Origin of the sequence: Pseudomonas sp. NPDC077408, from assembly GCF_050269105.1 — a bacterium.
GTDB lineage: Bacteria > Pseudomonadota > Gammaproteobacteria > Pseudomonadales > Pseudomonadaceae > Stutzerimonas.
Map to the genome: position 1 here is coordinate 81,984 of NZ_JBNNHS010000012.1, position 26,902 is coordinate 108,885.

At 58.8% G+C, this 26,902-nt stretch carries 19 protein-coding genes; 2 read left to right on the forward strand and 17 right to left on the reverse strand.

Going from position 1 to position 26,902, the window contains the following annotated elements; all coding sequences use genetic code 11:
• Positions 1 to 2: 2 nt before the first annotated feature.
• The 5 genes from ntrC to glnA all read right to left on the reverse strand — a co-directional run bounded on the left by ntrC (position 3) and on the right by glnA (position 5,430).
• On the reverse strand, positions 3 to 1,436 hold the full coding sequence (ntrC, locus tag ACQKEK_RS21385) for a nitrogen regulation protein NR(I) (RefSeq protein WP_499144227.1): 1,434 nt from the start codon (positions 1,434 to 1,436) through the stop codon (positions 3 to 5).
• Positions 1,433 to 2,515: a nitrogen regulation protein NR(II) gene (gene glnL, locus ACQKEK_RS21390; RefSeq protein WP_499144226.1), complete on the reverse strand. Its 1,083-nt coding sequence runs from the start codon at positions 2,513 to 2,515 to the stop codon at positions 1,433 to 1,435. Before glnL ends, ntrC begins: the two co-directional genes overlap by 4 nt.
• A 167-nt stretch (positions 2,516 to 2,682) precedes the next feature.
• A complete protein-coding gene (locus ACQKEK_RS21395) occupies positions 2,683 to 3,315 on the reverse strand; it encodes a DUF4124 domain-containing protein (RefSeq protein ID WP_499144225.1) in 633 nt (210 codons plus the stop codon).
• On the reverse strand, positions 3,312 to 3,839 hold the full coding sequence (locus ACQKEK_RS21400) for a DUF4124 domain-containing protein (protein WP_128119606.1): 528 nt from the start codon (positions 3,837 to 3,839) through the stop codon (positions 3,312 to 3,314). Before ACQKEK_RS21400 ends, ACQKEK_RS21395 begins: the two co-directional genes overlap by 4 nt.
• Before the next feature lie 184 nt (positions 3,840 to 4,023).
• Entirely contained in the window at positions 4,024 to 5,430 is a 1,407-nt protein-coding gene (gene glnA, locus ACQKEK_RS21405) for a glutamate--ammonia ligase (RefSeq protein ID WP_045422502.1), read from the reverse strand.
• 346 nt (positions 5,431 to 5,776) lie between these two features.
• Here glnA and thiI point away from each other — a divergent pair, with 346 nt between their 5' ends.
• Together thiI and typA are read left to right on the forward strand one after the other, a co-directional pair.
• On the forward strand, positions 5,777 to 7,231 hold the full coding sequence (gene thiI, locus ACQKEK_RS21410) for a tRNA uracil 4-sulfurtransferase ThiI (RefSeq protein ID WP_499144224.1): 1,455 nt from the start codon (positions 5,777 to 5,779) through the stop codon (positions 7,229 to 7,231).
• 168 nt (positions 7,232 to 7,399) lie between these two features.
• Positions 7,400 to 9,220: a translational GTPase TypA gene (gene typA, locus ACQKEK_RS21415; RefSeq protein WP_216707009.1), complete on the forward strand. Its 1,821-nt coding sequence runs from the start codon at positions 7,400 to 7,402 to the stop codon at positions 9,218 to 9,220.
• Between the two features lie 557 nt (positions 9,221 to 9,777).
• Here the strand turns inward: typA and ACQKEK_RS21420 are convergent.
• The 12 genes from ACQKEK_RS21420 to ACQKEK_RS21475 all read right to left on the reverse strand — a co-directional run bounded on the left by ACQKEK_RS21420 (position 9,778) and on the right by ACQKEK_RS21475 (position 26,899).
• On the reverse strand, positions 9,778 to 10,662 hold the full coding sequence (locus ACQKEK_RS21420; RefSeq protein WP_499144223.1) for a tetratricopeptide repeat protein: 885 nt from the start codon (positions 10,660 to 10,662) through the stop codon (positions 9,778 to 9,780).
• Entirely contained in the window at positions 10,663 to 13,122 is a 2,460-nt protein-coding gene (locus tag ACQKEK_RS21425; RefSeq protein ID WP_499144222.1) for a hypothetical protein, read from the reverse strand.
• 50 nt (positions 13,123 to 13,172) lie between these two features.
• Positions 13,173 to 15,221 carry a type VI secretion system Vgr family protein gene (locus ACQKEK_RS21430; protein ID WP_499144221.1) on the reverse strand — a complete coding sequence of 683 codons (2,049 nt, stop codon included), beginning with the start codon at positions 15,219 to 15,221 and terminating at the stop codon, positions 13,173 to 13,175.
• Between the two features lie 20 nt (positions 15,222 to 15,241).
• Positions 15,242 to 16,231: a serine/threonine-protein kinase gene (locus ACQKEK_RS21435; RefSeq protein WP_216707008.1), complete on the reverse strand. Its 990-nt coding sequence runs from the start codon at positions 16,229 to 16,231 to the stop codon at positions 15,242 to 15,244.
• On the reverse strand, positions 16,228 to 16,965 hold the full coding sequence (locus ACQKEK_RS21440) for a PP2C family protein-serine/threonine phosphatase (protein ID WP_499144220.1): 738 nt from the start codon (positions 16,963 to 16,965) through the stop codon (positions 16,228 to 16,230). Before ACQKEK_RS21440 ends, ACQKEK_RS21435 begins: the two co-directional genes overlap by 4 nt.
• Positions 16,965 to 20,504 carry a type VI secretion system membrane subunit TssM gene (gene tssM, locus ACQKEK_RS21445; protein WP_499144219.1) on the reverse strand — a complete coding sequence of 1,180 codons (3,540 nt, stop codon included), beginning with the start codon at positions 20,502 to 20,504 and terminating at the stop codon, positions 16,965 to 16,967. The genes ACQKEK_RS21440 and tssM overlap by 1 nt, the downstream gene beginning before the upstream one ends.
• Before the next feature lie 15 nt (positions 20,505 to 20,519).
• A complete protein-coding gene (icmH, locus tag ACQKEK_RS21450; RefSeq protein WP_499144218.1) occupies positions 20,520 to 21,392 on the reverse strand; it encodes a type IVB secretion system protein IcmH/DotU in 873 nt (290 codons plus the stop codon).
• 5 nt (positions 21,393 to 21,397) lie between these two features.
• Positions 21,398 to 22,729: a type VI secretion system baseplate subunit TssK gene (tssK, locus tag ACQKEK_RS21455; RefSeq protein WP_064481266.1), complete on the reverse strand. Its 1,332-nt coding sequence runs from the start codon at positions 22,727 to 22,729 to the stop codon at positions 21,398 to 21,400.
• A 3-nt stretch (positions 22,730 to 22,732) separates the two neighbouring features.
• Positions 22,733 to 23,212, reverse strand: coding sequence for a type VI secretion system lipoprotein TssJ (gene tssJ, locus ACQKEK_RS21460; RefSeq protein ID WP_499144217.1), 480 nt, complete (start codon positions 23,210 to 23,212; stop codon positions 22,733 to 22,735).
• Positions 23,213 to 23,217: 5 nt separating this feature from the next.
• The gene (gene tagH, locus ACQKEK_RS21465) at positions 23,218 to 24,411 is read right to left on the reverse strand and encodes a type VI secretion system-associated FHA domain protein TagH (RefSeq protein WP_499144216.1); all 1,194 of its coding nucleotides are present in this window, start codon (positions 24,409 to 24,411) and stop codon (positions 23,218 to 23,220) included.
• Between the two features lie 20 nt (positions 24,412 to 24,431).
• The gene (locus ACQKEK_RS21470; protein WP_045422479.1) at positions 24,432 to 24,566 is read right to left on the reverse strand and encodes a hypothetical protein; all 135 of its coding nucleotides are present in this window, start codon (positions 24,564 to 24,566) and stop codon (positions 24,432 to 24,434) included.
• 194 nt (positions 24,567 to 24,760) lie between these two features.
• A complete protein-coding gene (locus ACQKEK_RS21475) occupies positions 24,761 to 26,899 on the reverse strand; it encodes a lipase family protein (protein WP_499144215.1) in 2,139 nt (712 codons plus the stop codon).
• Positions 26,900 to 26,902 lie beyond the last annotated feature (3 nt).

The following is a 26,902-nucleotide window of genomic DNA, read 5'->3' on the forward strand; positions in this document are numbered from 1 at the left end:
GGTCAGGCTTCGTCGCTCTCATCCTCGTCTGCGCTGTCGCCCATTCCCAGCTCTTTGATTTTGCGCGTCAGCGTATTCCGTCCCCAGCCCAATAGCAGAGCCGCATCACGGCGGCGGCCGGCGGTGTGCTTGAGTGCAGTCTCGATCATGATGCGTTCGAAAGCCGGTACCGCCTCGTCGAGCAGATTCGATTGGCCGCGAGCCAGCGCCAGGTCGGCCCAATGGCGCAGCGCCTGCTCCCAGTTGTTGGACGGCATGGCATCGGCCGGCTGATTGAGCAGTTCCGGGGGCAAGTCGTCGACATGCACTTCGCGCCCGGATGCCATCACCGTGATCCAGCGGCAGGTGTTCTCCAGCTGGCGCACGTTGCCCGGCCACGGCAGATTTTGCAGGTATTCCTCGGTTTCGGGCTTGAGCAGCTTGGTCTCGACTGCCAATTCGGTAGCGGCACTGGCGAGGAAATGTGAGGCGAGCGTCGGAATGTCTTCGCGGCGGTCGGACAGGCGCGGGATATGGATGCGGATGACATTCAGCCGATGAAACAGGTCTTCGCGAAACTTACCGGCCTGAACCAGGGTTTCCAGGTCCTGGTGGGTAGCGGCAATGATGCGCACGTCGACCTTGACCGGTGTATGACCGCCGACCCGATAGAACTCGCCGTCAGCCAGTACGCGCAGGAGGCGGGTCTGGGTGTCGGCGGGCATGTCGCCGATCTCGTCGAGGAACAGCGTGCCGCCATCGGCTTGCTCGAAGCGGCCGCGACGCTGGTTGGCAGCACCGGTGAAGGCCCCTTTCTCGTGACCGAACAGCTCCGATTCCATCAGATCCTTTGGAATCGCGGCCATATTCAGCGCAATAAACGGGGAAGCCGAACGTGGGCTATGCCGGTGCAAGGCATGAGCGACCAGCTCCTTGCCGGTGCCGGACTCACCGTTGATCAACACAGTAATGTTTGAGTGGGAGAGGCGGCCAATGGCGCGAAACACCTCCTGCATCGCTGGCGCTTCGCCGATGATTTCCGTTGTGTGGCGTTGATCGGCGGGTGCCTTTAGCCCTTGTTGCTCTTTGGCGTGCTGGTTGGCGCGCTTGACCAGCGATACCGCTTCATCCACATCGAAAGGCTTGGGCAGGTATTCGAACGCGCCGCCCTGGTAGGAGGCCACCGCGCTGTCGAGGTCCGAATGTGCGGTCATGATGATCACGGGCAGGCGCGGGTAGAGGTCGCGGATCTGCGCCAGCATGTCGAGACCGCTCACACCCGGCATGCGGATGTCGGAAATGATCACATCCGGCTGCTGCCGTGCGAGTTTCGCCAGTACACCATCAGCGCTTTCGAAACTTTGGGTGGTCATGCCTTCCTGTTGCAGCGCTTTCTCCAGGACCCAGCGGATGGAGCGGTCATCGTCGACAATCCAGACAGTTTCGCTGCGGCTCATGCGGTTGGTACTCCTTGTTCCAGCGGCAGGAAGATCGAAAACGAGGTGTGCCCGGGATGGCTTTCGCATTCGATCAGCCCCTGGTGCTGGCTAATGATGTTCTGGGTAATGGCCAGGCCTAGACCGGTGCCGTCGGGGCGGCCGCTGACCATCGGGTAGAAAAGCGTGTTCTGCAGTTCGGCGGGAATACCTGGGCCGTTGTCGATGATTTCGATCCGAGCGACCAGCCGATGGCGGATATGACCAATGGTGAACTGGCGCAGCGTGCGAGTACGTAGCGTCAGGCGGCCTAGCCCCAGTTCGGTTTGCCCGGCAAGCGCCTGCATGGCGTTACGCATGATGTTGAGCACGGCCTGAATCATCTGCTCGTGGTCCATCAGGACCTCGGGAATACTTGGGTCGTAATCACGCACCAAAATGAGGCTGCCTTGGCATTCGGCTTCGATCAGGCTGGCGACATGTTCGAGTACCTCGTGAATGTTGGTCATCGCCAACGATGGCAACTTGTTTGAGCCGAGCATCCGGTCGACCAGATTTCGCAGGCGGTCGGCCTCTTCGATGATGACTTCGGTGTAATCCTTGAGGTGTTCTTCGGGCAGTTCGCGAGCCAGCAGTTGGGCGGCGCCGCGTATTCCCCCAAGCGGGTTCTTGATTTCATGGGCAAGCCCGCGGACCAGCATCTTGGTGGTTTCCTGCTTGGATAGCTGCGCCTCTTCCTTGGTGATGCGCAGCAGCCGGTCGCGTGGCAGCACTTCCAGCAGCAGCATCGTCTCCTGCTTCGTCAGTACCGGCGTCACGGCGTAGTCGACGGTCAGTGACTGCCCGCTGGCCGAGGTGAGCGTTGCTTCCCGCTTGGTGAACGGATGGGCTTCTTCGACAGCCAGGCGCAATGCAGCCAGGGCTTCCGACGACTCGGTGAACAGTTCGCTGATGAACTGGCCGTGGCTGCGTTGGCCGCTGACTGCCAGCAGCATCTCGGCAGCGGGGTTCATGTATTCCAGGCGCAACCGTGAGTTAAGCAAAAGGGTGGCGGTGGTGAGATTCTCGATCAGCAGGCGCTGTAGGGCTTCGTTGATCATGGCAGTCTGCGTCCGGGGTGTACGTCAGGAAATGCAAGAAGCAAACCAAGGCGCTCCTTTTCGGCGCGGCGCCGCGAGCACTAGCGCTCCAGAGCAGGGCGTCGAACAGGAAGGGGAGCGCTACACAACATGGCTTAAACTATGCACCATTCAGGTGCGCAGCATGGTCACAGAAAGGGCACGAATGGAATATCTTTCTTTTCCTTCGGTTTATCTTTCAGCGGGCATTCTGGCCGAACGCCGTAGTCGCCTTTCTTGCAAGGGTTGACCATGCGGCGTTGCGCAAGGGAGGTGCGCATCATGTGGAACACGCGAGGCGCGCTGGCCTGTAGGCGCTCGCCCTGGCTGTCGATCACTTCGACCACCAACTGGTGGGTACCTCGGTCGACGTTTGGCAGCATCAATACGGGGCTTTCACCTGGCGCGCCCACAGCCGCACCATCAAGCAGCAATTGATACTGATGGCCCGGATGCAGGGCTGGCGTGCTGGTCACACTGACTGCCAGCTCACCGGCATTGTTGCGAATGGTGGCGTCGGGATCGGGCTGCACGATATCGAGCAATGTGTAGCCTGGTGTGGTCGCCTTTAGAACCTTAACCGCTTGCTTCGGCGGCGGTACGGGCTGTGCCGCCATGCTGTTAGCCGGTTTGGTCTCGACCTGCTCGGCGGCGCGGCCGCCCGGGCGATCGGTGAATACGCGGTTACCCTCGGCATCGGTGTAGCTGTAAATGGCTGCGCTCGCGGGCAATGCGAACGCTAGCAGCAGCCCCGAAAGCCCCAGCCGCGTGGTGCGTCTCATCGGCGCGCCGGGCTGGAGGTGTGGACGCGCTGAACGGTGAACTGCTCCTCGGCCTGCTGCACAACTTGGCCCCCGCTGAGCACCTGTACTTCGAGCAGGTGGGTGCCGCGATCCACGTTTATTAACTGTAGTGCGGTCGCGCTGCTGGGTTCTGCCTGGGGAACGCCGTCGAGCAGGAAGCGGATCTGGTGGCCCTGCTTTAGCGGCGGATCGAGCTGGGCGTTGACGATAAAGGTGCCGCTGTTTGCGCGCAGCGCTTGCTCGTCCGGAATACCGCCGATCGCGACGCTCCGATAGGGTTGCTGACGCTCCCCGCCGCTCTGCTCGTTGGCCAGCGGTGGTGGAGCTGTTGGCGTCTTGATATCAACGGTGTTGGCGGGCGGAAGGTCGACAGCGTCTGCCTCGACGCCCTCGGGTGGCTGATTGGTGAAGACGGTGTTGCCCTTGTCGTCGGTGTATTTGTAAATCTGTGCCATGGCCGGGGCCATGAGAGCGAGTAGCAGGCTGAACAATGCAATGCGCATGGGAAGCTCCGCGGTAGGGGTGGCGAGAAGCCTTGCACCGTGCTGGCGGCGAGGCAAGCGCGACCGTTGCGATTTGGGATCGACGCCACTCCGGTCGTTTGTCGTAACGTCGGTATCACCAACTGATGACATCGCAGAAACGGAAAAGCCTCCCGAAGGAGGCTTTTCTGTCACGCGTACTGGCTTAGACGCTGTAGTACAGGTCGTATTCCAGCGGGTGAACGAAGGTACGGACCTTGATTTCTTCCTCGCTCTTCAGCTCGAGGTAGGCATCGATGAAGTCATCGGAGAACACACCGCCCTTGGTCAGGAACGCACGGCCCTTGTCGAGTTCTTCCAGGGCTTCCTTCAGGCTGCCGCATACCTGCGGGATCAGCTTGCCTTCTTCTGGCGGCAGATCGTACAGGTTCTTGTCAGCAGCATCGCCGGGGTGGATCTTGTTTTGGATGCCGTCCAGGCCAGCCATCAGCAGTGCAGCGAAGCACAGGTATGGGTTGGCAGCCGGATCCGGGAAGCGCGCTTCGATACGGCGGGCTTTCGGGCTGGAAACGTAAGGGATACGGATCGAGGCGGAACGGTTACGAGCCGAGTAGGCCAGCATGACCGGTGCTTCGAAGCCTGGCACCAAGCGCTTGTAGGAGTTGGTAGCCGGGTTGGTGAAGCCGTTCAGCGCCTTGCCGTGCTTGATGATGCCGCCGATGAAGTACAGGGCGGTTTCGGACAGGCCGGCATAGCCTTCGCCAGCGAAGGTGTTCTTGCCGTCTTTGGAGATCGACATGTGTACGTGCATGCCCGAACCGTTGTCGCCGTACAGCGGCTTCGGCATGAAGGTCGCGGTCTTGCCGTAGACATCGGCCACGTTGTGCACGCAGTACTTCAGGGTCTGAACTTCGTCAGCCTTGTTTACCAGCGTGTTGAACTTGACGCCGATTTCGTTCTGACCGGCAGTCGCCACTTCGTGGTGATGCACTTCGACGACCAGGCCCATCTCTTCCATGGCGTTGCACATGGCAGTACGGATTTCGTGGTCGTGGTCGCACGGCGGAACTGGGAAGTAGCCACCCTTCACGGCCGGGCGATGGCCCTTGTTGCCGCCTTCGACGTCCTGGTCGGTCATCCAGGAGCCTTGCTCGGAGTAGATCTTGAACATCGAGCCGGAGATGTCGGACTTGAACTTCACCTGGTCGAAGATGAAGAACTCAGGTTCCGGGCCAACGAATACAGTGTCGCCGATGCCGGTGGACTTGAGGAATTCCTCGGCGCGCTTGGCGATGGAGCGTGGGTCGCGGTCATAGCCCTGCATGGTGCTTGGCTCGACGATGTCGCAGACCAGAATCAGGGTTGGCTCTTCGGTGAACGGATCCAGAACGGCAGTTTCATCGACCGGCATCAGGATCATGTCGGAGGCTTCAATGCCTTTCCAGCCATGGATGGACGAGCCGTCGAACATTTTGCCGTGCTCGAAGAAATCTTCGTCGTGAGCATCGCGCGCCGGAACGGTCACGTGGTGCTGCTTGCCCTTGGTGTCGGTGAAGCGCAGATCAATCCACTTCACATCGTAATCTTTGATCAGTTGAAGCGACTTCGACATGGTGCTCTCCAAGTGGTGGAAGCGTTGACAGATATGCTTCCGGAATCTAGGGGGTGAAGCCGAGCGGGCGATACTCCGTCAAGGCGACCTGCCTCACAAGGGAGCAAATTACATGCCAGTGCTCCGAGATGGATCCGAGCACCCTTGTTAAGCCGCCCTAGCGTACTCGCCGTCGTTTAGTGCAGCTGTGCTTGTTTATATGCGCTCTAAATTGGTGCGAAAAGTAATGGGATTGTTCCATAAGGGTGCAAGGTTGGGCTTTCCGATAAAACTGTCTAAAGCTTGACCAAATTCCGATATACTCCGCCCCCCTCTTTTCACGCCATGCTGGCGCTGCGCTGTTTCCATGAAACTGATCGTCAAGGTTTTCCCCGAAATCACCATAAAGAGCCCACCGGTACGCAAGGGCTTCATTCGCCAATTGGCGAAGAACATCCGTACCGTGCTGCGCGACCTCGATCCCGAACTGCGGGTGGAGGGGGTGTGGGACAACGTTGAGGTGGAAACCGCGCTCAGTGATCCGAAAATCTTGCACCAGATGATCGAGCGCCTGCGCTGCACGCCGGGCATCGCCCATTGCCTGGAAGTGCACGAGTACCCGCTAGGCGATCTGGACGACATCCTCGCCAAGTGCAAGGCGCACTATGCCGACCGTCTGCCGGGCAAGATCTTCGCCGTGCGATGCAAACGGGCAGGCAAGCACCCATTCAGCTCGATGGATGTAGAGCGATATGTTGGCAGCGAGCTTCGCCAACAGTGCGGCGCCGCTGGCATCTCGCTCAAAGCACCGGAAATCCAAGTGCGGATGGAAATCCGCGACCAACGCCTGTTTGTCGTGCACGCACAGCACGACGGTATTGGCGGCTACCCGCTGGGCGCGCTGGAGCAGACGCTGGTGCTGATGTCCGGCGGCTTCGATTCCACCGTGGCGGCATATCAGATGATGCGCCGCGGGTTGATGACCCATTTCTGCTTCTTCAATCTGGGTGGTCGCGCCCATGAGCTGGGCGTGATGGAAGTTGCCCACTATTTATGGAAGAAGTACGGCAGCTCCCATCGCGTACTGTTTATCAGCGTGCCGTTCGAAGAAGTAGTCGGTGAGATCCTGGAAAAGGTCGATAACAGCCACATGGGTGTGGTGTTGAAACGCATGATGCTGCGCGTCTCGACTCAGATCGCCGAACGTTTGCATATCGACGCGCTGGTAACCGGTGAAGCGATCTCTCAGGTCTCGAGCCAGACGCTGCCTAATCTGTCGGTTATCGACTCGGCTACCGATATGCTGGTGCTGCGTCCGCTGATCGCCAGCCACAAACAGGACATCATCGACACCGCTTCCGAGATCGGCACCGCCGAGTTTGCCAAGAACATGCCCGAGTACTGTGGCGTAATTTCGGTGAACCCGACGACCAAAGCCAAACGTTATCGCGTCGAGCACGAAGAGAAACAGTTCGACATGGCGATCCTCGAGCGCGCTCTGGCGAATGCCCGGCAAGTGGCCATCGATCGGGTGATCGACGAGCTGGGCCAGGATTTGCAAGTTGAAGAAGTTATCGAGGCGAGTGCCGGGCAGGTGGTAATCGACATTCGCCACCCCGACCTTGCCGAGGACGAACCTCTGCAACTGCAGGGCATCGAAGTGCAAACATTGCCGTTTTATGCACTGAACAACCGATTCAAGGAACTGGACGACAATCGCCAGTACCTGCTGTATTGCGATAAAGGTGTCATGAGCCGCCTGCATGCTCATCATTTGCTGAGCGAGGGGCATGTCAATGTGCGCGTTTATCGTCCGAGCTAAACAGCCCGGCCTGCTGGGCGGCAGTATCCGCCACCGCCCTCCCGACCCGCTTTGCGGCTGAATCGCCGCAACACGTCGCTAACGATTTGTTCCCTTCATCCAATTTTTTCGCGTTGGGCAGCTTGAAGCATTTGCCGAGTAGCCCAACCCAACTACGAGACCACTACTGTGATCGACAATCTTCGCAACATCGCCATCATCGCTCACGTTGACCATGGCAAAACCACTCTGGTCGACAAGCTCCTGCGTCAGTCCGGCACTCTGGAGCGCGGCGAGCTCAACGACGAGCGCGTGATGGACTCCAACGACCAGGAAAAAGAGCGCGGGATCACCATCCTGGCCAAGAACACCGCGATTCGCTGGAACGACTACCGCATCAACATCGTCGACACCCCCGGCCACGCCGACTTCGGCGGTGAAGTTGAGCGCGTGATGTCGATGGTCGACTCCGTGCTGCTGCTGGTCGATGCCCAGGACGGCCCGATGCCGCAAACCCGCTTCGTGACCAAGAAGGCCTTCGAAGCCGGCCTGCGTCCGATCGTGGTGATCAACAAGGTCGACCGTCCGGGCGCGCGTCCTGATTGGGTGCTGGACCAGATCTTCGACCTGTTCGACAACCTCGGCGCCACCGAAGAGCAGCTGGACTTCCAGGTCGTCTACGCCTCGGCCCTGAACGGCATTGCCGGTCTGGATCACACCGACATGGCTGAAGACATGACCCCGCTGTACCAGGCCATCGTCGACCACGTACCGGCTCCGAAGGTCGACATGGACGGCCCGTTCCAGATGCAGATTTCAGCGCTGGACTACAACAGCTTCCTCGGCATCATCGGTGTAGGCCGTATCGCCCGTGGTCGCGTCAAGCCGAACACCCCAGTCACTGCCATCGACATGCACGGCAAGAAGCGTAACGGCCGTATCCTCAAGCTGATGGGTCACCACGGTCTGCACCGTGTCGACGTCGAAGAAGCCACCGCTGGCGACATCGTCTGCATCAGCGGTATGGATGAACTGTTCATCTCCGACACCCTGTGCGACCAGAACAACGTCGAAGCGATGAAGCCGCTGACCGTTGACGAGCCGACCGTTTCCATGACCTTCCAGGTCAACGATTCGCCGTTCTGCGGCAAGGAAGGCAAGTTCGTCACCAGCCGTAACATCAAAGACCGTCTGGACAAGGAGCTGCTGTACAACGTAGCCCTGCGCGTTGAAGAAGGCGACTCGGCCGACAAGTTCAAGGTCTCCGGTCGTGGTGAGCTGCACCTGTCGGTACTGATCGAGAACATGCGCCGTGAAGGCTTCGAAATGGCCGTAGGCCGTCCGGAAGTGATCATTCGTGACGTCGACGGTGCCAAGCACGAGCCGTTCGAGAACGTCACCATCGACATCCCGGAAGAAGCTCAGGGCAAGGTCATGGAAGAGATGGGCTTGCGTAAGGGCGACCTGAGCAACATGGTTCCGGATGGCAAGGGCCGTGTGCGCCTTGAGTACAACATCCCGGCTCGTGGCCTGATCGGTTTCCGTAACCACTTCCTGACCATCACCAACGGTGCGGGCATCCTGACCTCGATCTTCGACCGCTACGACGTGATGAAGTCCGGCCACATGTCCGGTCGTCAGAACGGCGTATTGGTTTCGGTCGAAACCGGCAAGGCACTGACCTATTCCCTGGAAACCCTGCAGGCGCGCGGCAAGCTGTTCGTCGAGCACGGTCAGGAAATCTACAACGGTCAGATCGTCGGCCTGAACAGCCGTGACAACGACATGGGCGTAAACCCCACCAAAGGCAAGAAGCTCGACAACATGCGCGCCTCGGGCAAGGATGAAACCATCGCCCTGGTTCCGCCGGTGAAGTTCACCCTGGAGCAGGCGCTGGAATTCATCCAGGACGACGAGCTGTGCGAAGTCACGCCGAAGTCGATCCGTCTGCGCAAGAAGATCCTCGACGAAGGCGAGCGCAACCGCGCTGCGAAGAAAGCCAAGGCTTGATTTTCGCTTCGCTCCAACAGAAGGCGCCTTAGGGCGCCTTTTTTGCTACCCGCAAAAACTGCCAAACAAACGCCTGGGCTCGAAATCAGTTCAATGCATCGCTTAAAGATACGCAGTACTACTTAGATCGCGGGTCGTTCGGGTGCTCTGTGGGAGAGTCGTTACAGGTCTAGCGCTGTTTATACAGGCACTGGCTTGCTTGCCTGCTCAAGCTATATCGAGTTGTAACAGGTGCTTGCCGCGATGGTACCTCGCGTTAGGGAATGCCGAAGAGCAACGATGCAAGCGATCCAAAGCATTTGTTAGTGAGGCCGCATCTGAGCAAGAGCTGAACGCGATTAGTGAGGCGTTACAGCGTGGTCAGTGACTGGCGATAATAGGTTTATCGACGAAGTGCAACGCCTCACCGAGCGAAAAGCCAATGTAGGCTGCGAGCCAAAAACGAAAGTAAATCTGTTCCGTTTTTTTTTCTTTTTGACAAAAACAAAAACGCCCTAACAAAAGACCGGGCGTTTTTGGTCTCTTCTGCTGGGTTAAGGGTGCATACAACTCTGATGCTATCTCAATAATCGCGCCATGACTCTCGTAGGCACTAGCCTTTTCTTTCCAATATTTTCCATTTGTGAATAATATTTTTGGTAGTAAGGTTTCGCTTCCTCTTGAAGTCCTTTCTCCCAAAGGACGTCGGCCAGATTCAACATGAGTACAGTGCGTTCAGGCGATATTTCTTCTACGTTTCGAAGCACGCAAAGAGCTAGATCAAGCTCGTTCGCTTCAGCTAATGCATAGCCAATGTCGTTATAGATCGAAATGTCGCGTTTAGCGGTTGGAGGTTTTCTAATTGTTTCCTTATTTTTTCTGTCAGAGCTATAGGATCTGATTGCTTCATAGTCGCGGTTTGCCAGTCTGGTAAGAATTATTTGGTGAATAAGCTTAGGGGAGTCAGTTTCCCCATCTTTCAGCTTTTGTTTGGCCAGTTCACTTGTTGGATAAAAGTAATACTGCCTTTCTCCATTTTCTGCGTCCCCCTCGTAGCCAGAGATAAGCCTTTCCAGCCTTTCCAGCCTTTCGATTGATCCAGAAACCTCCTTAAACACGTAGCTGATATATTGCGTTCCTTTTAATCCTAAACCACTGTGGTTCAGGTCATAAGAACAGGTAATAACTAACGCATTAGACCCGTCGGGTAACGCGAGCGAGTAGGAGCTACTAAGCGACGGTTCTCCTCCCTCCGGGTTGCATCGCACTGGAAGGACCATGCGCTGCCCACCTTCCTGAATCAACTCAGCTGTTAGGGCCTTTTCGTCGCCATCGCTAGCGGTGTTAGAAAAGTGTATCTCATGGCTTCCTAAGAAACTTGGTGATAGGGGCTTGATTAGCTCTTCGGCTACACAGGTATTAACGAGGAGGATCGAAACTATTAGTGGCTTAAGGAAGTTCATTTATATCTCAAAGAGTCCACGGAGCGATTCGAAAAGTTTGACACGTTCGGGTAGGCCGATAGTCCCACCGTTAACGATTGTGGAAACGTCCGCGACGTGAGCGGTAATATCACTCTCAGTCCTTGCGCTATAAGATTTCAGTATTTTTCCATTCAAATCGTTCATTTCCCACCAGACAAAGGCGGACTCAATTCCATATTCAAGGTTGCTGGTAACCAAGTCTGGATTGCTTACAAAATCCTGGTGGTCCTGTGCGTTTTTTTCATTATGTATGCGGGTATAGGCTATGTAGTTATTTTTGCCGGTAAGCTGAATAATTCCTCGGCCACGGTACTTGTATCCGTCGCGGCTTTCTTCATCACCATTACCATTTCGGCCAGCGTAAACATAGCTGCCTAGGTTTTCTGCGTTTCTTTCGTATTTGGCAGCTTCTGTCCATAGCTTTGGCCTTAGCCTAGGGGAGATCTTGCAGTCGTCCTTGCTCGCGTCGTAACCACGTATGTTGTTCTTGCAGCCAAATACTTCCCGCATACGCTTGGCAGAATAGCTCAAGTTTTCTGATCTCACTATAAAGCCGCTTTCATGGCCGACTTGAGATAGAAAGTTGGCAATAAGTAGCGGCGTGTCTATCTTGTATGATATGGCGTATTTATTGAGGTGCGGAAGTACAGCTTCAGCGTAATTGTCAGTAATGCTAGGGCTCGCAGTTTTGAGCATTTTAAGAGTAATGAACTCTTTGCGTTTCGCTTTAAAGAGGACTGTTAACCACTGAGGCTGTACATGCCAAGCCTTACCATCCCCACCGATCCCGTGTTTTTCGGCTAGATCGCTCCACCAGCTCAGCTTCTCGATTCGCTGCTTTTCCGTTTGCCAAATCAGATTCGGTCTTCCAGGCTCTTCCTCCAGTAACGGATCCAGCTCATCCCATTTACTTTTTTCCCAGAACCATTCGCTTTCATGTCTGGTGATCAACTGTCCGATCAGTTGCGCCTGCCAAGGTTTGGCTAGGGCAGCACGGATTTCCCGGCTGCTCAATGTGCCGTCATTGTCTGTGTCGACGATGTCATGCAACCGGGCCAGCGTCAGGATGGGGCCACCGTCTGCCTTGTTGATCTGGGCGCGGTAGTTTTGCTGTTCTTCCGTGCTCAGCAGGCGGCGGGCGTTGAGACTATAAGCAAGCTTCTCGACAGCAGTCCCGGTTTCCTCGACGCATTGGAAGCCTTCCCATTCCCAAGGGCTATGGCGGGTAGTGATCAGCTCCTGCTCGGCGAGCCAGCCATCGATGGGGTTGCCGTTTTCGTCGGCGAACAGGCCGTTCAGTCGCCACCATATGGTTGTGCTTGCTGGCGTACTGCCTTCGGCAGGGATAGTGACCTGAATCTTGTGCGAAGCCGGCAATCCATCCAGCAGCGTTTGCGGAATTATCAGGTCGACACCGACTTGCGAGCCTTCATCGCTGAGTTTGGGTGGATTCTCAGCACCTATGTCCTCTCGATGAGCGATCAGTTTGCTGGCGCCTTTGTAGACCTTGAGCAGGGTTTTCTGGCCGTCTGGCAAGCGGCTGGCCCAGGCGCGGCTGCGCGCGATGAACGCAGGTGCATCATCGCAGCTGAACAGTTCGACATGGACCATGTGCTGGGCGGCGCTGTCGTGGTTCTGGTACAGGCCTGGATGGCCGATCAGATCACCGGCCTTGATCGGCAGCCCGCTCTCGAGAACGACTACCTTGTCGTATTCCGTTGGTTCGCTGTGCGGTTTGAGCAAACTGGTGGATACATAGCCGGGCAGTTGCCCTTGATCGTCAGCAGCCAGCGCGGGCTGTGCCGTCCCGCTGATGATGCTGATCAGCTTGCTGAATTCGCCTTCCGTTTCGCCAATGGTGACTTCAGCACCCTTGCACAGCTCTGATAGTTTGGTGGTGTTCTTACTCGGGCCTGCGCGAACGCTCAGACCGTCTCTCTGCGTATTCACGGTATAGCGCTTGGCCTCCCAGAAAGCGGGGCGCGCCAGGTCCGGTTTCGCTTGGTAGCCTGCCCAGTCCAGCAGATGCATGTACAGGCTGTAGAGGGTCAGGCTTGGAGGGTTTTGCTCATTGCTAAGGCTGCCGTCAGCGTTCTTTAGTGGCGGTGGCTGGAGGCTGTGCTTGACCAGCACGAACCCCGTGGAAAAGGGCGCTCGTTTCACGCGCGGGATCTCGTCAGTGAATTCGCTGACCGGGTAGCGCTCGTCGATGCGGTAGGCAATCACTTCGCCATCGGCTATACAGCGCACGCTCGACTGATTGAAAAATGCTGCCGTGCCATCGTCGAAATGTACGCCGCCGTGCCATAGGCCATTCTCCCCAGTGGGGTAGTAGCCACCCTTGGCGTTAGCCATATGGGTCATGAGCTGCAGTGGGTTGCTGTTCGGTTCCTTGCTGGGAAACGGGTATGCCCAGTTGATCGGCTTGTTTTCGGCCATCGATGCTTCCTTACTGTTCGAGCTGGCCTGACGGCCGCCCCTGTCCTTTTCTAGCCGGAGAAATTGAGAGAGCGCTTGCGTTTGCTGGTTACCTTGGCTCCCTCGCCCGGTGGTACCTGTTCCATCAGGCTCCCCGCCTTATCCCTATCAGCCATTCCCGGCGGCACCGGCGGCTTGATCTTTATCCCTGCTCCCTTACCTGGCGCACCACCGGCGTTGATCTTGATCATCGGGCCGCTGACGGTGATGCCGCCGGGGTCTAGCTTGATAAAGCTGCCGCCTGCTTGCAGGGTCAGTTCGATGCCGGCTTCGATGACCATCTTCTGGCCGGCTTTTAGGTGAATCTCGCGGCCGGCTTTGGTCAGTTGGGCGGTGCCGAGCTTAATGTGCTGGGCCTGGCCGACGGTGAGGTGATCTTCAGGTTTGACTTCGACCTTGCGGTGGCCGACGACGGTCAGGTGTTCTTCGGCGCGGAACTCGCTGTAGCTGTTCTTCTCAACGGTGTCGTGGCGTTCGTGGCCAACGCGGATCTTCTGGTCGTGCTCGATGTTTTCGTCCCAGTCCCGCTGGGCGTGGATATAGATTTGCTCGGCGCCCTTGCGGTCTTCGATGCGCAATTCGTTATAGCCGCCACCACTGGGCGAGCTAAGCGTCTTGAAGACGCTGCGGGTCTTGTTGGCTGGCAAGTCGTAAGGGACCTGATGCTCCTTGTGGTACAGGCAACCGGTAACAAGCGGCTGATCAGGGTCGCCTTCCAAAAAGGTGATCAGCACCTCCATCCCAACGCGTGGGATGGCTATGCCGCCGTAACGGTCGCCTGCCCAGCTTGAACTGACGCGTAGCCAGCAGCTTGTCTTGTCATCAGCTTGGCCGTGGCGATCCCAGAAGAACTGGACCTTCACGCGGCCGTATTCATCGCAATGGATCTCTTCGCCGGCCGGGCCTGTAACCACAGCGCTCTGGCTACCGAGCACCTTAGGCTTGGGGTGGTTCAGGGGAGGGCGGTGAGGGATATCCCAGGGCGTCGCGGTGAAGCGGTTGCGGTAGCCTTGGGTAAAATCTGTGCTTTCGCCTGATTGCGTAACCGACTCCTCCAGCACCTGAGGCTGTTTGCCTTCGTGAAGCACCTCGGTGAGCAGCCAGAGGTCATTCCATTCACGGCGCGGGTGATCTGCGATTTCCAGTAGGTGCCCGCTGACCAGCCGTGGCTGGTCGCTTCGGCCTTCAGCCAGGCGGTAGTCGGCGCGGTGGCGTTCCAGGGACCGCTGAGATAGGTGCTTGCCGCGTGTGCGATCAGTGAAGCGGCCCGGGTAGTCATAATCTTCGAGGTCTGGCTCCGGCAATTTTTGCCCGTCTAGCGGTTGGCCCTTCTGTGGGGCCTCCATCACCAGGCGCGGCTGTTCGAAGTCGTAATCGCGCCGGCTGACGCGGTTGGTACGGGTCTCCAGGCGCACCGAGAAGCGTTTGATCACCGGCTCGTCGGCGACCAGCCCGCTGTCCTGCAGGTACGCGGTGGGCTGGCCGAGTTTCGGGAAGCTCGTCTGGTCATCACCGAACACCAGCACATGGCCCTGTGCGCTGTGCTCAAAGTGATAGTGGATGCCTTCTTCTTCACACAGACGCTGGACGAAATGCAGGTCGGTTTCGTCGTACTGAGTGCAGTAGTCACGCTCGGGATAGATCGCCGGGCCGAGCTGAAATCGATAGACGTCCGCTTGTATGCCGTGACCTTCGAGCACCTGAGCGATGATTTGCGGGACGGTCAGGTGTTGAAAGATGCGCTGATCGGTGCGGTGCGCGAGGTAGGCCAGTTGCGGAACGAGGGTCACCTGGTAGCGGGTCAAGCGTTTGCCGGACTCGCCCTGGGCGACGCGATAGATCACCCCATTGATACCGTTGCCTGCCGGCGAGAGTGCTAGGAAGGCTGGCTGGTGCAGCAGGCTTTGCAGATCCAGATCGGCGTGCTCGCTGACAAGCTCCAAGTCGAAGCGGTAGGGCTGGCTGATGGCCTCGCGACCGTTGAAGGCGAGTACCTGCAGGTCGTGAACGATGCCTTCGATGGTGAGGCTGAAATGGGCTTCATTGGCCGCGTTGAACATGGCGCTTCCTTGTTTCCTTGTCATCCATGGGCGCGCCCGAACCAGCGCTGCAGGCGGCTTGGTGCGGGGCGGCGGAATATATTCAGCAGTTGGGTCAAGCTCGCTGTGCGCTGATCAGCATCAAACGCCAGCGCTGCCTGCAATGTGAGCCAGCCATGAGCCAAGTGCGGTGGGCGTTGTAGTTCCTTGTCGAGGGCCAGCGCTTTTGCCTGCTTGGCACTTAGCCGCCGGAACGGGTGGCGGCCGCTGGCCATTTCATAAAGCAGGCAACCGAGTGCGTACATATCGCTGGCTGCTGATGGCTCGCCGCCGTCCAGAAGCTCAGGGGCTGCATAGCGCGTGGTCCAGGCCTTGAATCGGTTGCGGGACAGACGAGGCAGATTCTTCAGCACGCCTTCGAGCGGCTGGCCAAGCCCGTAGTCGAACAAGCGCAGACCATCCTCCGCCAGTATTACGTTGCTTGGTTTGATGTCACCGTGAATGACACCGCGGCTGTGGGAGTAAGCCAAGGCTTCGATCAGCGGCACGGCGATTTCGCGTAACTCGTCCCAGGTGAGGCCTTCGGGACGTTCGCTGAGCAACTGGTCGAGCGTGGGTCCCTTGAGCAGTTCGAGTGTAATGAAGGCGCGCTGGCTGAGGGCGTCCACGTCAAAACCGAACAATCGCACAACGTGGCGGTGACTCAAGCGTGCGGTCAACGCGAACTCGGTATAAAGCAGCGCATGTGCGTCGGGGTACTCGGTGAACTCGTCGCTCAGGGTTTTGACGGCGATGTAGGGTTCCGGGTCGCCAAACTGCTCACGTAGAAGGTCCCGCGCGCGGTAGACGGCGCCCATGCCGCCGACGCCGAGCAGCCGTTCGATCAGGTAGCGTCCTGCCAAGACTTCAGGCAAGTCGCTAGCGGCGGTGGCTGCGGCGGATGTGGCCAGACTCGCTGGTGTGGTGGCCGAGGCAGCGAAAGCGAAGTAGGTGAGGTCTGATGCCGGCTCTGCACGCAGGGGCTCGTTCATAGGCGGATCACCACAGCGCTCAGGTTGTCTCGACACGGACCGTCCATGGCCTCGTCAAACAGCCGCTGCAGGGCTAGGCTCGTTGACGGTGCGTTGAGCGCTGCTCCCAGACTGTCCGGCGACAGGCTTTGGTAGAGCCCGTCGCTGCACAGCAGCAAGGTATCGCCTGGATACACGTCGAACTCGAGGATATCCAGCGTCAGTTGTTCGCTGGCGCCGATGGCGCGGGTAAGGGCATGCGCTGCAGGGTGGCGCGCGGCTTCCTGCGGGCTCAGGCTCTGCTCATCGATCAGCTGTTGCAGCAGCGAGTGGTCGCGTGAGAGCTGATAGAGCCGCCCGCGGCGCCAGAGGTAGCAGCGGCTGTCGCCAGCCCAGACGCAGGCGGCGCGATCGGCTTCCATCAGCAGCGCGACCACGGTGCTGCCAATCACGGGGTCGGGGCGGTCAGCCGTGACTGTCAGTTCCTGGCCCAGCCTGCGGTTAAGGTCATGCAGGCAGCGGCGCAAGCTGACCAGGCGCTCGGACATGTCGCCCTCAGGCAACACGGCGAGCTGCTCGACGATCAGACGGCTGGCCAGCGCGCCGTTGTGGTGGCCGCCCATTCCATCGGCGACAACCCAGAGGCCTTGCTCGGGACGGTCGAGAAGGGCATCTTCATTGCGCGCGCGAACTTTACCCGTATCGGTCCGCGCGGCGCTGCGCCAGCTGTAAGCCAGGCTTGCGGTGGCTGACATCACAGCGTTGCCGGAAGCTTGAAGTCACGCAGCCGGGCGATGTCGAACGGGTTCGGCGAGCGCTGGCTGTGCAATAGGTAGTTAGCGTTGCGACCTCCCAGATTGGCCTTGAGCATCAGAACGTCGCGACCGCTGTGGTAGTCGACCTGCATCAGGTCCAGCAGACGGAACAGCGACCAGGGGCCGGTGTTCTTCTCGATGCCAACGCGGCGCCCGCCCAACTCTTCGACTACCAGGCTGGTGCGGCCGTCCTCTGCATCGGCTGGCCAGCTGAAGGCGGTCTGCATGATCGGACCGTGGCGGTATTCCATCTGTTGATTACCGAAGCGGAAGTCGGCGCGACCCAGGCTCGAATCCAACGAGTAGGGTTCGAGTTTGAAACGAATCTGCGGCTCGTTCGGGTTTTCTGCAAAGAAACTGCGGCGGATGGTTTGTGCGTTACTCATTTGCGACAGGAATTCGCGTGACAGGGGCAAGCCACGGCCGTCGACTCGACGAAGTTGATAGTGGCCAGCGCTTCCGCTGACGAACGCCTTCAGGTAGCGATCAAAGAACCCGTCAGCGACGCCTTGCGTCTTGAAGAACTCCCTGAAGTCAGCGATGGCCACATCACTCTCGCTGTGGGCGCTAAACGGATAGCGCTGGCGCAGCGAACCCTTGTAGACCGCGTAGAGCTCGCTCTGGTAGCGCTGGTTGAGGTAGTGATAGGCATCGTTTAGAACGAGCGTCCAGCTGTCTTCGGCGAGGAGGCCGAGCCAGTTACCGATCGGTTGTGGCAAGCGCGCTGCGCTCGCCCGCAACTGGTTGATTGCATCACGTTGCCCGCCCATGCGCGCCTTGGCGAGTTCGAAAGCCGCCTGATCAGGCGCGCTGGCGTGGGTCAGGCTAGCCAGTTGCAATTGAAGAGCGTCGAGGGCTTGCAGTGTCGGAACAAGCTCGGCGCTGGCGCCTGCGTTTTCATCGAGCAGCCGATGCAGCGGTTCGAAGCGGCGCTCGAGTGTTTTGCGCGCCGTATCAGGCAGGTTCTTTGCTAATGCTGCCTGTGTTTGCTCTGCAGCGGCCGAAGCCAGCTTGGCCGCCTTGCCGAGCTTGCCGTTGGCTTCCTTGAGGGCATCGGCCGCCTCCGTGGCATCGCCGGCGGCATCGGCTGCGCCGGCGAATCGGGTGTTATCGCGCACCTCGACGAGCAATTGCAGCAGCGGCGAATTGGCTGCGCTCAAGCCGCTGAGAAGTACCGAGCCCTGGCCAGCACCTGCGATGGGCTCCAGCGCCAGCTGAGCTACCGCTTCGCTCCAATAGTTGGCGTAGTCACGGAAGTAGAGCTGCTCCATCTCGACCATCAGCCGTCCAAGATCTTTCAGACTCAAGCTGTCGCCTTCGCCGAGCACCCAGTTGTCGCGGAGGATCTCGCGTACCAACTCGCTGCCTTGGGCGAGATAAAACTTCTGATAACCATGCTGGGTATAGAAGCCAGGAATTGTGTAGTCGCTGCCGCTGAACAATGCGCCCTGCGGGCCAAGACGCTGACTGAACCGGTAGTCAGGCAAGCTGCGAGCCTGGTCGCGCAACATGCGATAGACGACGTTGGCTAGCGACTCGCTGCGCAGCACCTGACGTGCCTCGGTAACGAGCTGGTCGTTAAGCGCATAAGGAGCGAATCCGTCATTGAGTAGCCGCTCAAAATGGGTGTTGAGACCGTTCTGCGCGACGGCGTTTCCGGCGTAGCGCAGCGACCAGTCGGCGGCGAGCCAGTCCTTGAGGAAGTCGTCGTCGCGGCGTTCTTCCAGGTTGAGCATCAGGTAGGCGCGCAGGCTGCCAAGCAGGCGCTCTCGATCAGTGAGATTGGCGCGGATTTGGGCTTCGAGCTGACGCGCAACGCGAGGCAGCAGTAGGGTTTGCAACTCGCGGCGGTAGGCCTGATAGACGGTGGGATCGACCAGCGCGCCCTGGTAGAGCCCGCCGCGCTGAAGGTAGGACACCTTAGCCTTGTCTGGGAACACCTGGGCGGCCGCATAGCTGGTATCCAGCGCCTTGAGCGTACGCAATGCATCATCTTGGGGAGCGATTTCCTGGAGCTCGCGACCCAGCTGGTCAGCGAGGTTGCGCAGCTGCTCGAGTCGTTCGTGATTGTCGGAGAAACCGTTTGCCCAGAGCGCACCAAACAGTGCCAGGCAGGCGAAGCTCGCGGCATACAGGACGCGCTGACCCCAGTCGATGCGGCGTACTTCCTTCTGATCCAAGCCGGCCAGGTCCGCCTCGGGGAAAATCACGCGGCTTAGCAGGTGATTAATGAAGCGCGCCCGACCGCTACGGAACGTCGGCAATGTACTGCTCGACAAACCGAGGTTGCGTCCGATGCCGCTGGTGAGCGGGTCGAGTTCACCTTGCAGCTGCGGTGCGCTGGTCAAGTAGAACCCGCGCAGTTGGCTGGCACGCTGGTAGCGGTTGCCGGAAAACGCCAGCTCGACGAAGAGGCACAGCCGCTCGCCGATCTGGCCGAGCTGATGCGGAAAATCGAGAATGCGCCCCCGGCGCTGGGTGTCGCGCTCCTGGTGCATGCGCAGGATGACCTGGCTGTTGAGTCGGCGCAGCAGTTCCTCGAACTCGCCCCGGACTGCATTGACGTCGGTGCCGTCCTGCTCCTTGCGGAAGCTGGCCCCCAGCACCTGATCGCTTTCTTCGCGCGAGAGTTGATCGAAGAACTCGTCGAAGCCAAGCACCTTGTCCGCTTTACTCAATACCAGATAAACCGGTACGTCGGCCCCGAGGCGCTGGTGAATTTCGTGCAGGCGCTGACGGCTCTGGCGCGCCAGCGTCTCGAGTTCCAGTTCGCTCGAATGAAGCAGCTGCTCGACCGGAATGTTGATCAGTACGCCGTTGAGTGGCCGTGCACGGCGGCGACGCAGCAGGCCTAGCAATGTATCCCAGGCTTTGCCGTCGACTCCCGAGTCCGGCTGGGTCAGGTATCGGCCGGCGGTATCGATCAGCACGGCGTGGTCGGCGAAATACCAGTCAGCGTAACGGGTGCCTGATACATCTTTGGTCAGACGCTGGTTTTCACCGCGGTTGAGTGGGAAGTCCAGGCCGGAAAAGTCCAGCAACGAGGTTTTGCCACTGCCCTGAGGGCCGAGCAACAGGTACCAGGGCAGGTCGTTGCGCCATTTCTCACTGCGCCCGCGGTACAGGCTCGAACTCTTGAGCGTGCGCACGGCGTCGCGGTAGCGTTGGCTCAGGATGCCTTGTTCCTCACTGACCAAGCCCTCACGCCGAAGTCGCTCCTGCATTTGTTCGTCGCTGGCTTCGGCCTGTTTGCGGCGGGTGCTACGCCAGCTGGCGAACACGATGAATAGACCCCAGACCAAGCACAGGCCGGCAATGGTCAGCAGGCGGCTGGTCGAGGGCTCCCAGAATTTGTAGTCGTCCACCGCCAGCAGCGGTCCGACGAACCACACCAACAGGGCCAGGGCCAGCAAGACGCACAGGCTCCATACCCAGGTCTTGCGGAAAAACGCGGCAAGCTTGCCTAAAAAAACCTTCATGGCGTTACGTCCTTGTTACGGCTTGGGCTCGATCTGAATGGTTGGATCGATGGATTGGTATGGTTGAAGGACCGTTTCGCGCTGCTCGCCCAGCACCCAGGCAAAACCGGCGTAAAGCATCCCAAGGCAGATCAGGGTGCACAGCGCGACCATCCACCACGGCACGATGCGCACCAAGCGCCGGCGGGTATCCTTCAGACCCTGCCAGTGTGGCGAGACCTCGCGCGGTACGTCGCCGCGCAGTTGACGAATCTGCCGGTAGAGGCTGTCTCGCACCGCTTCGAGTTCGAGCATGCCGCGCGGCATGACCCGGTACTTGCCCTCGAAACCGAGCGACAGGCAGAGATACATCAGCTCCAGCATCGGCAAGTGCTTGACCGGGTTGCGCGAGAGGCGCTCGAGCAGCTGGAAGAACTTCTCGCCGCCAAAAGTCTCGTTATGGAAGGAGGAAAGCAGACTCATCTGCGACCATTCACTTTCGTTGCCCCAAGGTGTGGTCACGACAGCCTCGTCGATTGCCGTGCATAACACGTAACGGGCGGCCATCACCTGGCTGCTTTCCGCACCATCGTGCAGGGCCCGGTGTTCGAACAGCTTGAGTTCGCCGGACAGGCGCTGGTTCAGCGCGAGCAGATCTTCGCCTTCGTAGCTGTGCTTGAGCCGCACCACTTCCGAGAGCAGAGAGGAGGCCGCCGCGACCAATGGGTTGAGGCTGATGTTGAAGGTTTCGGCCGGACGCAGCCGCGCTGCGTAGATCATCCGCTCTTCGAGCTGCTCGAATTTGGGTGGCGTGCTGAAGTCGGTCAGCGGGCTTTGCGCCGGGGCATCGCCGTGGCGATTGAGGATGACGGTCTTGTCGTCCTGTGCGTAGTCCATTTCTCTGATCATGTCGGTCAGTTCCTGATCGCCCAAAATTTCAGCTCAAGGCCAGTGAATTCTCCGGACACGTGGAAGGCGAAGCCGCCGGAACGCTCCAGCTGCGCCAGTTCCTCGGAGTTGAGTTCCAGTGCGAAATAGGTCTTACCGGAATGAAATGGGATCTGCCGCGGCGCCACCGGCAGCGGTTTCACCTTGATCCCCGGCAGGTGAAGATTGACCAACTGGCGAATACGCTCCACCGGACCGACCTTGAGGTGAGCTGGCAAGCGCGTTCGCAACTCTTCGGAGTCGCATTGGGCGCTGGCTGCGAGTACGAACGAGGCGCTGCCGAGCAGCTTGTGGTCGTGCAGCGGTGAGACCTGGATGCCGTACTGGCGCTGCTGCAGTAGCAGCTCGATGGCGTGCTGCTCAAGCACCATCGACAGGACCTGGCGAATCGCGTCCATCAGCTTGCGAAACGACAGACCCTGGTCATTGTGCAGGTAGCGACCCTCCAGGCGAGGGCGCTTGGTCTCGCTGGAGAACGTCGCGAGTTCCCCCAGCAACCCCAGCAGCTCACGGTAGATGTGTTCGGGATGGATCCGGTCGATGCCCATGTAATGGCGTAGCACGGGTTCGTAGCGGTTGATCAGCTGCAGCATCATGAAGTCGCCGACTTCTGCGCCGCCTACTTTGCCGGTCGCGCGAATACGCTCGGCCAGGATGTCGCCGCGATGCCCCAGCATGCTGATCACTTCCTTCAGGCACGACAGCAGATAGCTGGACGCCTGGAAGTCGATAAAGGTCGGTATGTACTCGGGGTCGAGGCTGATGACCCCATCCGGTGTGGTGTCGAGGATGTCGCAAAGCTTGAGTTTCACGTAAGCCTGGTCGCTCTGCTGCTCACCCAGCAATAGCCGAAAGTCCGGTCGCCCAGTGCTGACCTGGCTGCTGCTGCTGTCGCCTGCGTTGGAGTCAGTGACCTCTTCGTCGAACGCGGTATAGCGCGCCAGCACGTCCTTCTGTTCTGGGCGGCGGCTCTCGATGTGATTGCCGGTCACCAGCGGTAACGCCAGGTACACAGGCGTATTTCCAGTGTTGGGCGGCACGTCCAGGGCCAGTGGCTCACGCTCGGCGCCAATCTCGAAAAGGCTGCCATCAGGAAGTAGACCACTCGCCTGGCTAAGCACCAGCTTGCCCATGTTGAGGAACTGACGGTCGATCTCCAGTCCGAAGAAGCCCCACGCGTAATGGCCTAACTTCTGTGTCCGCAGCTTGAGCTGCGCGTCGTAGTAGCGATCGCTTTGCTGGAAATGCTGTGGACGCAACAGCATGCCTTCCTGCCAGATGACTTTGTTCATGCTCATCAATCAGTCTCCCTTCGCGAGCGGATCGATGGCCTTGATGCCGTGCTCGTTCAGCATCAGCTCAATGCGGTTCTGTGCCTTGTCTTGCAGCGGGATTACGAAACGCCAGCTCGATTCAGGCAGGTCGCGATAGGCGGCCAGCACGCCGACATAGCGGCTACCGTCCTGAACAAACAGCTTGAGGTCGCGCTGCTCGCCTGGGCGCAGTTCAAGCTCTTCCTGAATCACCATGTCCGGGGACAGGGCTTCCTTGGGTCGCTGGTAGAGCGAGAAGAAGTCGGCGTTCTCGAAGGCCACCGGATGCTTGAGCTCCAACAGGCGGATCACGACGGGCGAAGGGCGGCCGTTAAGGTCGGGGTTGAGCCTGTCGCTCCCCTGCAGCGACAGGTCCAGCTTGGTCAGATCTGAGTTGGGCGTGAGCGCAGAGCAGCCGCTCAGAACGGCAAGTGCCGCCATCACTGCGGCGGGTAAAAAGCGTGACATGGACATCATCCTTGAAGGTCTGTGTTGAGCGTGGCGATCAGGCGGGCCTGCTCTTCGTAAGCCTGGGCGAAGTCTCGAGCAAACAAACGTTCGCCCCAATCGTCGTCACGCTGCATCGCCGAGTGCAGCCGCTTATAGGCACGCCAACGATTACCGGAGGTGGAAATAAGAGGTTTGTTGTCACGCTCGAAGCGCAGCGCCAGCTGATCAGGGGACAGTTGCTCCAGCATGCCTTTGATGGCGGCGCGACTGGCGGCCAGCATGGCCACTTGGTGCGCCTGGAGATCACGGTAAGCGCGCCCCATGGCCTGTTCCGCAGGTAGCTGCCCCGGTTTGCCGCCGCGCAGCAGGAGGTTCAGGGCTTCCCCGCTGTCGATGCTGTGCTTGAGCGGGTTGTTGCCAGCACTCTGCACGGTGGTCACTGACAGGCGCATCTCGTTTTTCAGCTCGCCCCGGGTGCGCAGCGCCTGTTGAAGCCCACCGACGCTCTGCTTGAGCAGACATGCGGCCTTGAGGGCCAATGCTTGACGAGCTTCTTCGTCCAGGCCGCCCAGATCAACGCCGAGCGCTTCACCGAAGCGCGTCCAGAAGTCTGGTGCTAGACGTTCGGGCTCCGGTGCGATCTGGGGTGGTGTGGCCTCCTTGGGCATCACCAATTCGGGAACCCGGAGGTTCTCCTCGTCGATCTGCGCATAATCGCGCTGCTGAGCTTGGGCGCGTGGGGGCGCGAGGACCGCAGTCAGGTCGTCGACCTCAGCGTAGACGCGTTCCTGCTGATCGAGAGCAGTCAACGGGTCGAGGTCAAGAAAGGCATCGTCGGGGATGATGCTGCCGGCCGGCTGCGGGCGGCCGATATCGCCTTCGAAAGAAGCGGGGTCCTGAATCAGTCGTGCGCGGATTTCGAAGTCGCCCAGGCAGTAGACGCTGCCATGCTCGATGCGTTGGGCCCGGCCTTTGTCCAGGCTGGCGCCAGAGTCTTTGAGCTGAATGCCGTTGCTACTGGTGTCGGTGAGGAAGAATGTCCCGTCGCGGTAGCTTACTTCGGCGTGTCGGCTGGACAACACCCGCTTACGGTCCGGGATTACCCAGTCGCAATCCTCAGCGCGGCCGATGATGCCGCCGGCCTGCTTGAAGGTCTTACTGCTAATCAGCCCTGGCGCGAACTGCTGCGCACTGACCATATCGAAAACCAGTTCCATGGCTTCTTCTCCTTGGCGAGTCAGCTACTGCGTGTCGATGCTTGCGGATCACCCAAAGGGCGATACTCGTCGTCGTTGAATTTGTAGTTACCGGAGCAGCCGGCAAGGGCGAGGGATGCGATGAATAAAACGAGGGCGCAATAGCGGGCTAGCACGCGATTTCCTCCTTGAAAGCGTGTGGGCAGACGGCCCCGCTGACCGATAACGGCGAAGCGAGACTCAGGCTGTGCATTGAAGTTCACCCAGATGTGAATGTGGGTGAACGGGGTCACGAAAAACGGGCGACTCGGGACTGAAACGAGAGCTGCAGCTATAAATGCTTTCGCCCTCGTCAGACCTAACGAAACTGCTAGGCGAAGGCTTGGGCGCTTTCTTTTTTGATGGCAGCAAGCCGCTCTGCTGCCTGGTTGTCGTTGATGGCGCGCCATTGCGCGACCAACTCCGCAATATCGACTCGTTCTGCGTGTTCGCCGAACACGCTGCGTGGCGTCACCAAGCGTTCCGCCTGTGCAAGTAAACGTTGCTGGGTTCGAGTAAGAGCGGGACTCTGTTCAGCTCGAACACGTTCCCCCTGTTCGATTGCATCGGCATAAATGGCACGTAGTTCCAGATCGCTTTTGCCGTAGAAACGCATCTCACCCCTGCGCCTGATTTCCCAGCGGAACTCATTGAATGAGCGCGCTTGCCAGTTTTCCAGTAGCTGGGCGGTGCTTAGCAGCTGGGCATAGATGTCACGGATTTCAGCCTCGCTGAAGAGCTTTCCGTTGCGCTCTTCGACGCTGGCATTCCAGCGCAGCAGATTAGTGAGCGCTGCTCGTGCATAGCCGCTATCGCTGGCATGGTGAGTACCCGCAAGTGCAAGCCGATTCGGCATATCACCATCCAAGCCGATTTCGCCAACGTAGCGTGCGCAGGTTTGCTCATCGATCAGCGCGCAGCCCGGTTGCCACAGAACCGCTGCCTCGCTTCCGCCCCCTGGTTTCCGAGGCATGAAATGCCACTGCTCGCCGTGGTGCTCGTAGGAGTCGCCCTGAAGATTAACGAGCCCTGCAAGCAACAATGCGATGCCGCTTACTGGCGAGCTGAAAAGCAGAGCTGTACCGGGGAGAGCCAGTTTCCACTCCGCGTCCATCCAGGGCAAAGGCACGGCGGGAACTGGATCGTTATGGTTGACGATACGGTGGTGGGTAAGCGGCTGGGCGGCTTTAACGAAAGCAGCGTCGCCGGCGCGCGGTGCGCCGTAGGTATAAAGGATGACCTTCGGTTTGGTGGGCTTACGACGCAGCCACTCCGCAAGCAGAAGGGCAACTGCTCCCCCTAGGCTATGGCCACAAATCACTAACGTTTGCTCGCCTGTGTAGAAGGCATTGAGGTAGCGCTCAACGAAGGGTTTCGCTGCTTTGTAGCCACCATAGAACCCGCGATGTGCCTGGCCTTCGCCATCCTCAAATGGCACCTGGCGAGCATCAGCGTCGCGGCTGGCATCTGCCAGCATTTCCTGAGTGCCGCGCACCGAGATCAGTACTACTTTGTCGTTATGTGTAATGAAGGCTTGGGTATTCGCGACCGCGCTGTATAGAAAATGCACGTCTTCTGGGTTGTGCCATTCATCCCGCGCTTCTTTTCCGTAGCGATCTGGATCGTAGGGCACAATCTCGAGGCGCTTCGAATAAGCAACTTCCTCACAAAGTAAATGATAGGGGCCCGCACCATCGAACTGCGTTGGCTTGACTCGACGTCCCAACTGATTCTGCAGCACATGGCCGATGCTCCCAATCGAGTCGTAGGGAGGAGGTGAAGAGACGTAAGGCTTCTTTTCGGTATTAAAAGGGGCGTAAACGAACGTACTCATCAGCGCGAGGTGGTAAGCGTTCAGTGCACAGAAGTCAGTATCGCGGGAAAGTAGTGGACTATAGGCGCGGAGCGCTTTGATTTCGATCACATGGTGTTGGTTTGGACTGAGCGCAATGCCTTGCTGATCGTGTGCCAAACCTGAGTTTCGCTTTAGTTCTGCTTTAGATCTGGGCCCCCAGGTATTGTCGGGTTCTGGAAGGTGACAGGAGACCTCAGCGAAGTCACTGACTTCTGCTCGAAGGAAGCGAGCCTGCTCTCTTATCGCCCGTGCTTCCGCCAGATAGGTATTTCCGTCAGCACCACGAGGCCCTGCCGGTGATTGCTCGGCAGCGACTTGCAACGCCGTAAGGGCTATACAAAAACTTTCTCGACGAGAAATGGCTGCATACCAGGGATCGCCGCCGGAATAGCTATCCAAAATTGACAGAACAACCGGGCCGCAATGAAGGTTGTCTGTTCTCGTATAACCGTCACTGTCCAGCACATCGAAATACTGTTGGCCTTGACTGTCCTGCAATTGGTACGAGAGGCCTGCATAGGGTTTTCCGTCGCCATGCTCATCTACTAAACGGAAGCTGATCCAATCGCGGCTGAGAGGGCATCGCATCGTTACGTTAGACACTGAGTCGTTCATCCA

Excerpts from the sequence above, each read along its gene's own strand:
- ntrC (WP_499144227.1), bottom strand. The coding sequence starts at position 1,436 with ATGAGCCGCAGCGAAACTGTCTGGATTGTCGACGATGACCGCTCCATC.
- glnL (WP_499144226.1), bottom strand. The coding sequence starts at position 2,515 with ATGATCAACGAAGCCCTACAGCGCCTGCTGATCGAGAATCTCACCACC.
- ACQKEK_RS21395 (WP_499144225.1), bottom strand. The coding sequence starts at position 3,315 with ATGAGACGCACCACGCGGCTGGGGCTTTCGGGGCTGCTGCTAGCGTTC.
- ACQKEK_RS21400 (WP_128119606.1), bottom strand. The coding sequence starts at position 3,839 with ATGCGCATTGCATTGTTCAGCCTGCTACTCGCTCTCATGGCCCCGGCC.
- glnA (WP_045422502.1), bottom strand. The coding sequence starts at position 5,430 with ATGTCGAAGTCGCTTCAACTGATCAAAGATTACGATGTGAAGTGGATT.
- thiI (WP_499144224.1), top strand. The coding sequence starts at position 5,777 with ATGAAACTGATCGTCAAGGTTTTCCCCGAAATCACCATAAAGAGCCCA.
- ACQKEK_RS21420 (WP_499144223.1), bottom strand. The coding sequence starts at position 10,662 with ATGAACTTCCTTAAGCCACTAATAGTTTCGATCCTCCTCGTTAATACC.
- ACQKEK_RS21425 (WP_499144222.1), bottom strand. The coding sequence starts at position 13,122 with ATGGCCGAAAACAAGCCGATCAACTGGGCATACCCGTTTCCCAGCAAG.
- ACQKEK_RS21430 (WP_499144221.1), bottom strand. The coding sequence starts at position 15,221 with ATGTTCAACGCGGCCAATGAAGCCCATTTCAGCCTCACCATCGAAGGC.
- ACQKEK_RS21435 (WP_216707008.1), bottom strand. The coding sequence starts at position 16,231 with ATGAACGAGCCCCTGCGTGCAGAGCCGGCATCAGACCTCACCTACTTC.
- ACQKEK_RS21440 (WP_499144220.1), bottom strand. The coding sequence starts at position 16,965 with ATGTCAGCCACCGCAAGCCTGGCTTACAGCTGGCGCAGCGCCGCGCGG.
- tssM (WP_499144219.1), bottom strand. The coding sequence starts at position 20,504 with ATGAAGGTTTTTTTAGGCAAGCTTGCCGCGTTTTTCCGCAAGACCTGG.
- icmH (WP_499144218.1), bottom strand. The coding sequence starts at position 21,392 with ATGATCAGAGAAATGGACTACGCACAGGACGACAAGACCGTCATCCTC.
- tssK (WP_064481266.1), bottom strand. The coding sequence starts at position 22,729 with ATGAGCATGAACAAAGTCATCTGGCAGGAAGGCATGCTGTTGCGTCCA.
- tssJ (WP_499144217.1), bottom strand. The coding sequence starts at position 23,212 with ATGTCACGCTTTTTACCCGCCGCAGTGATGGCGGCACTTGCCGTTCTG.
- tagH (WP_499144216.1), bottom strand. The coding sequence starts at position 24,411 with ATGGAACTGGTTTTCGATATGGTCAGTGCGCAGCAGTTCGCGCCAGGG.
- ACQKEK_RS21475 (WP_499144215.1), bottom strand. The coding sequence starts at position 26,899 with ATGAACGACTCAGTGTCTAACGTAACGATGCGATGCCCTCTCAGCCGC.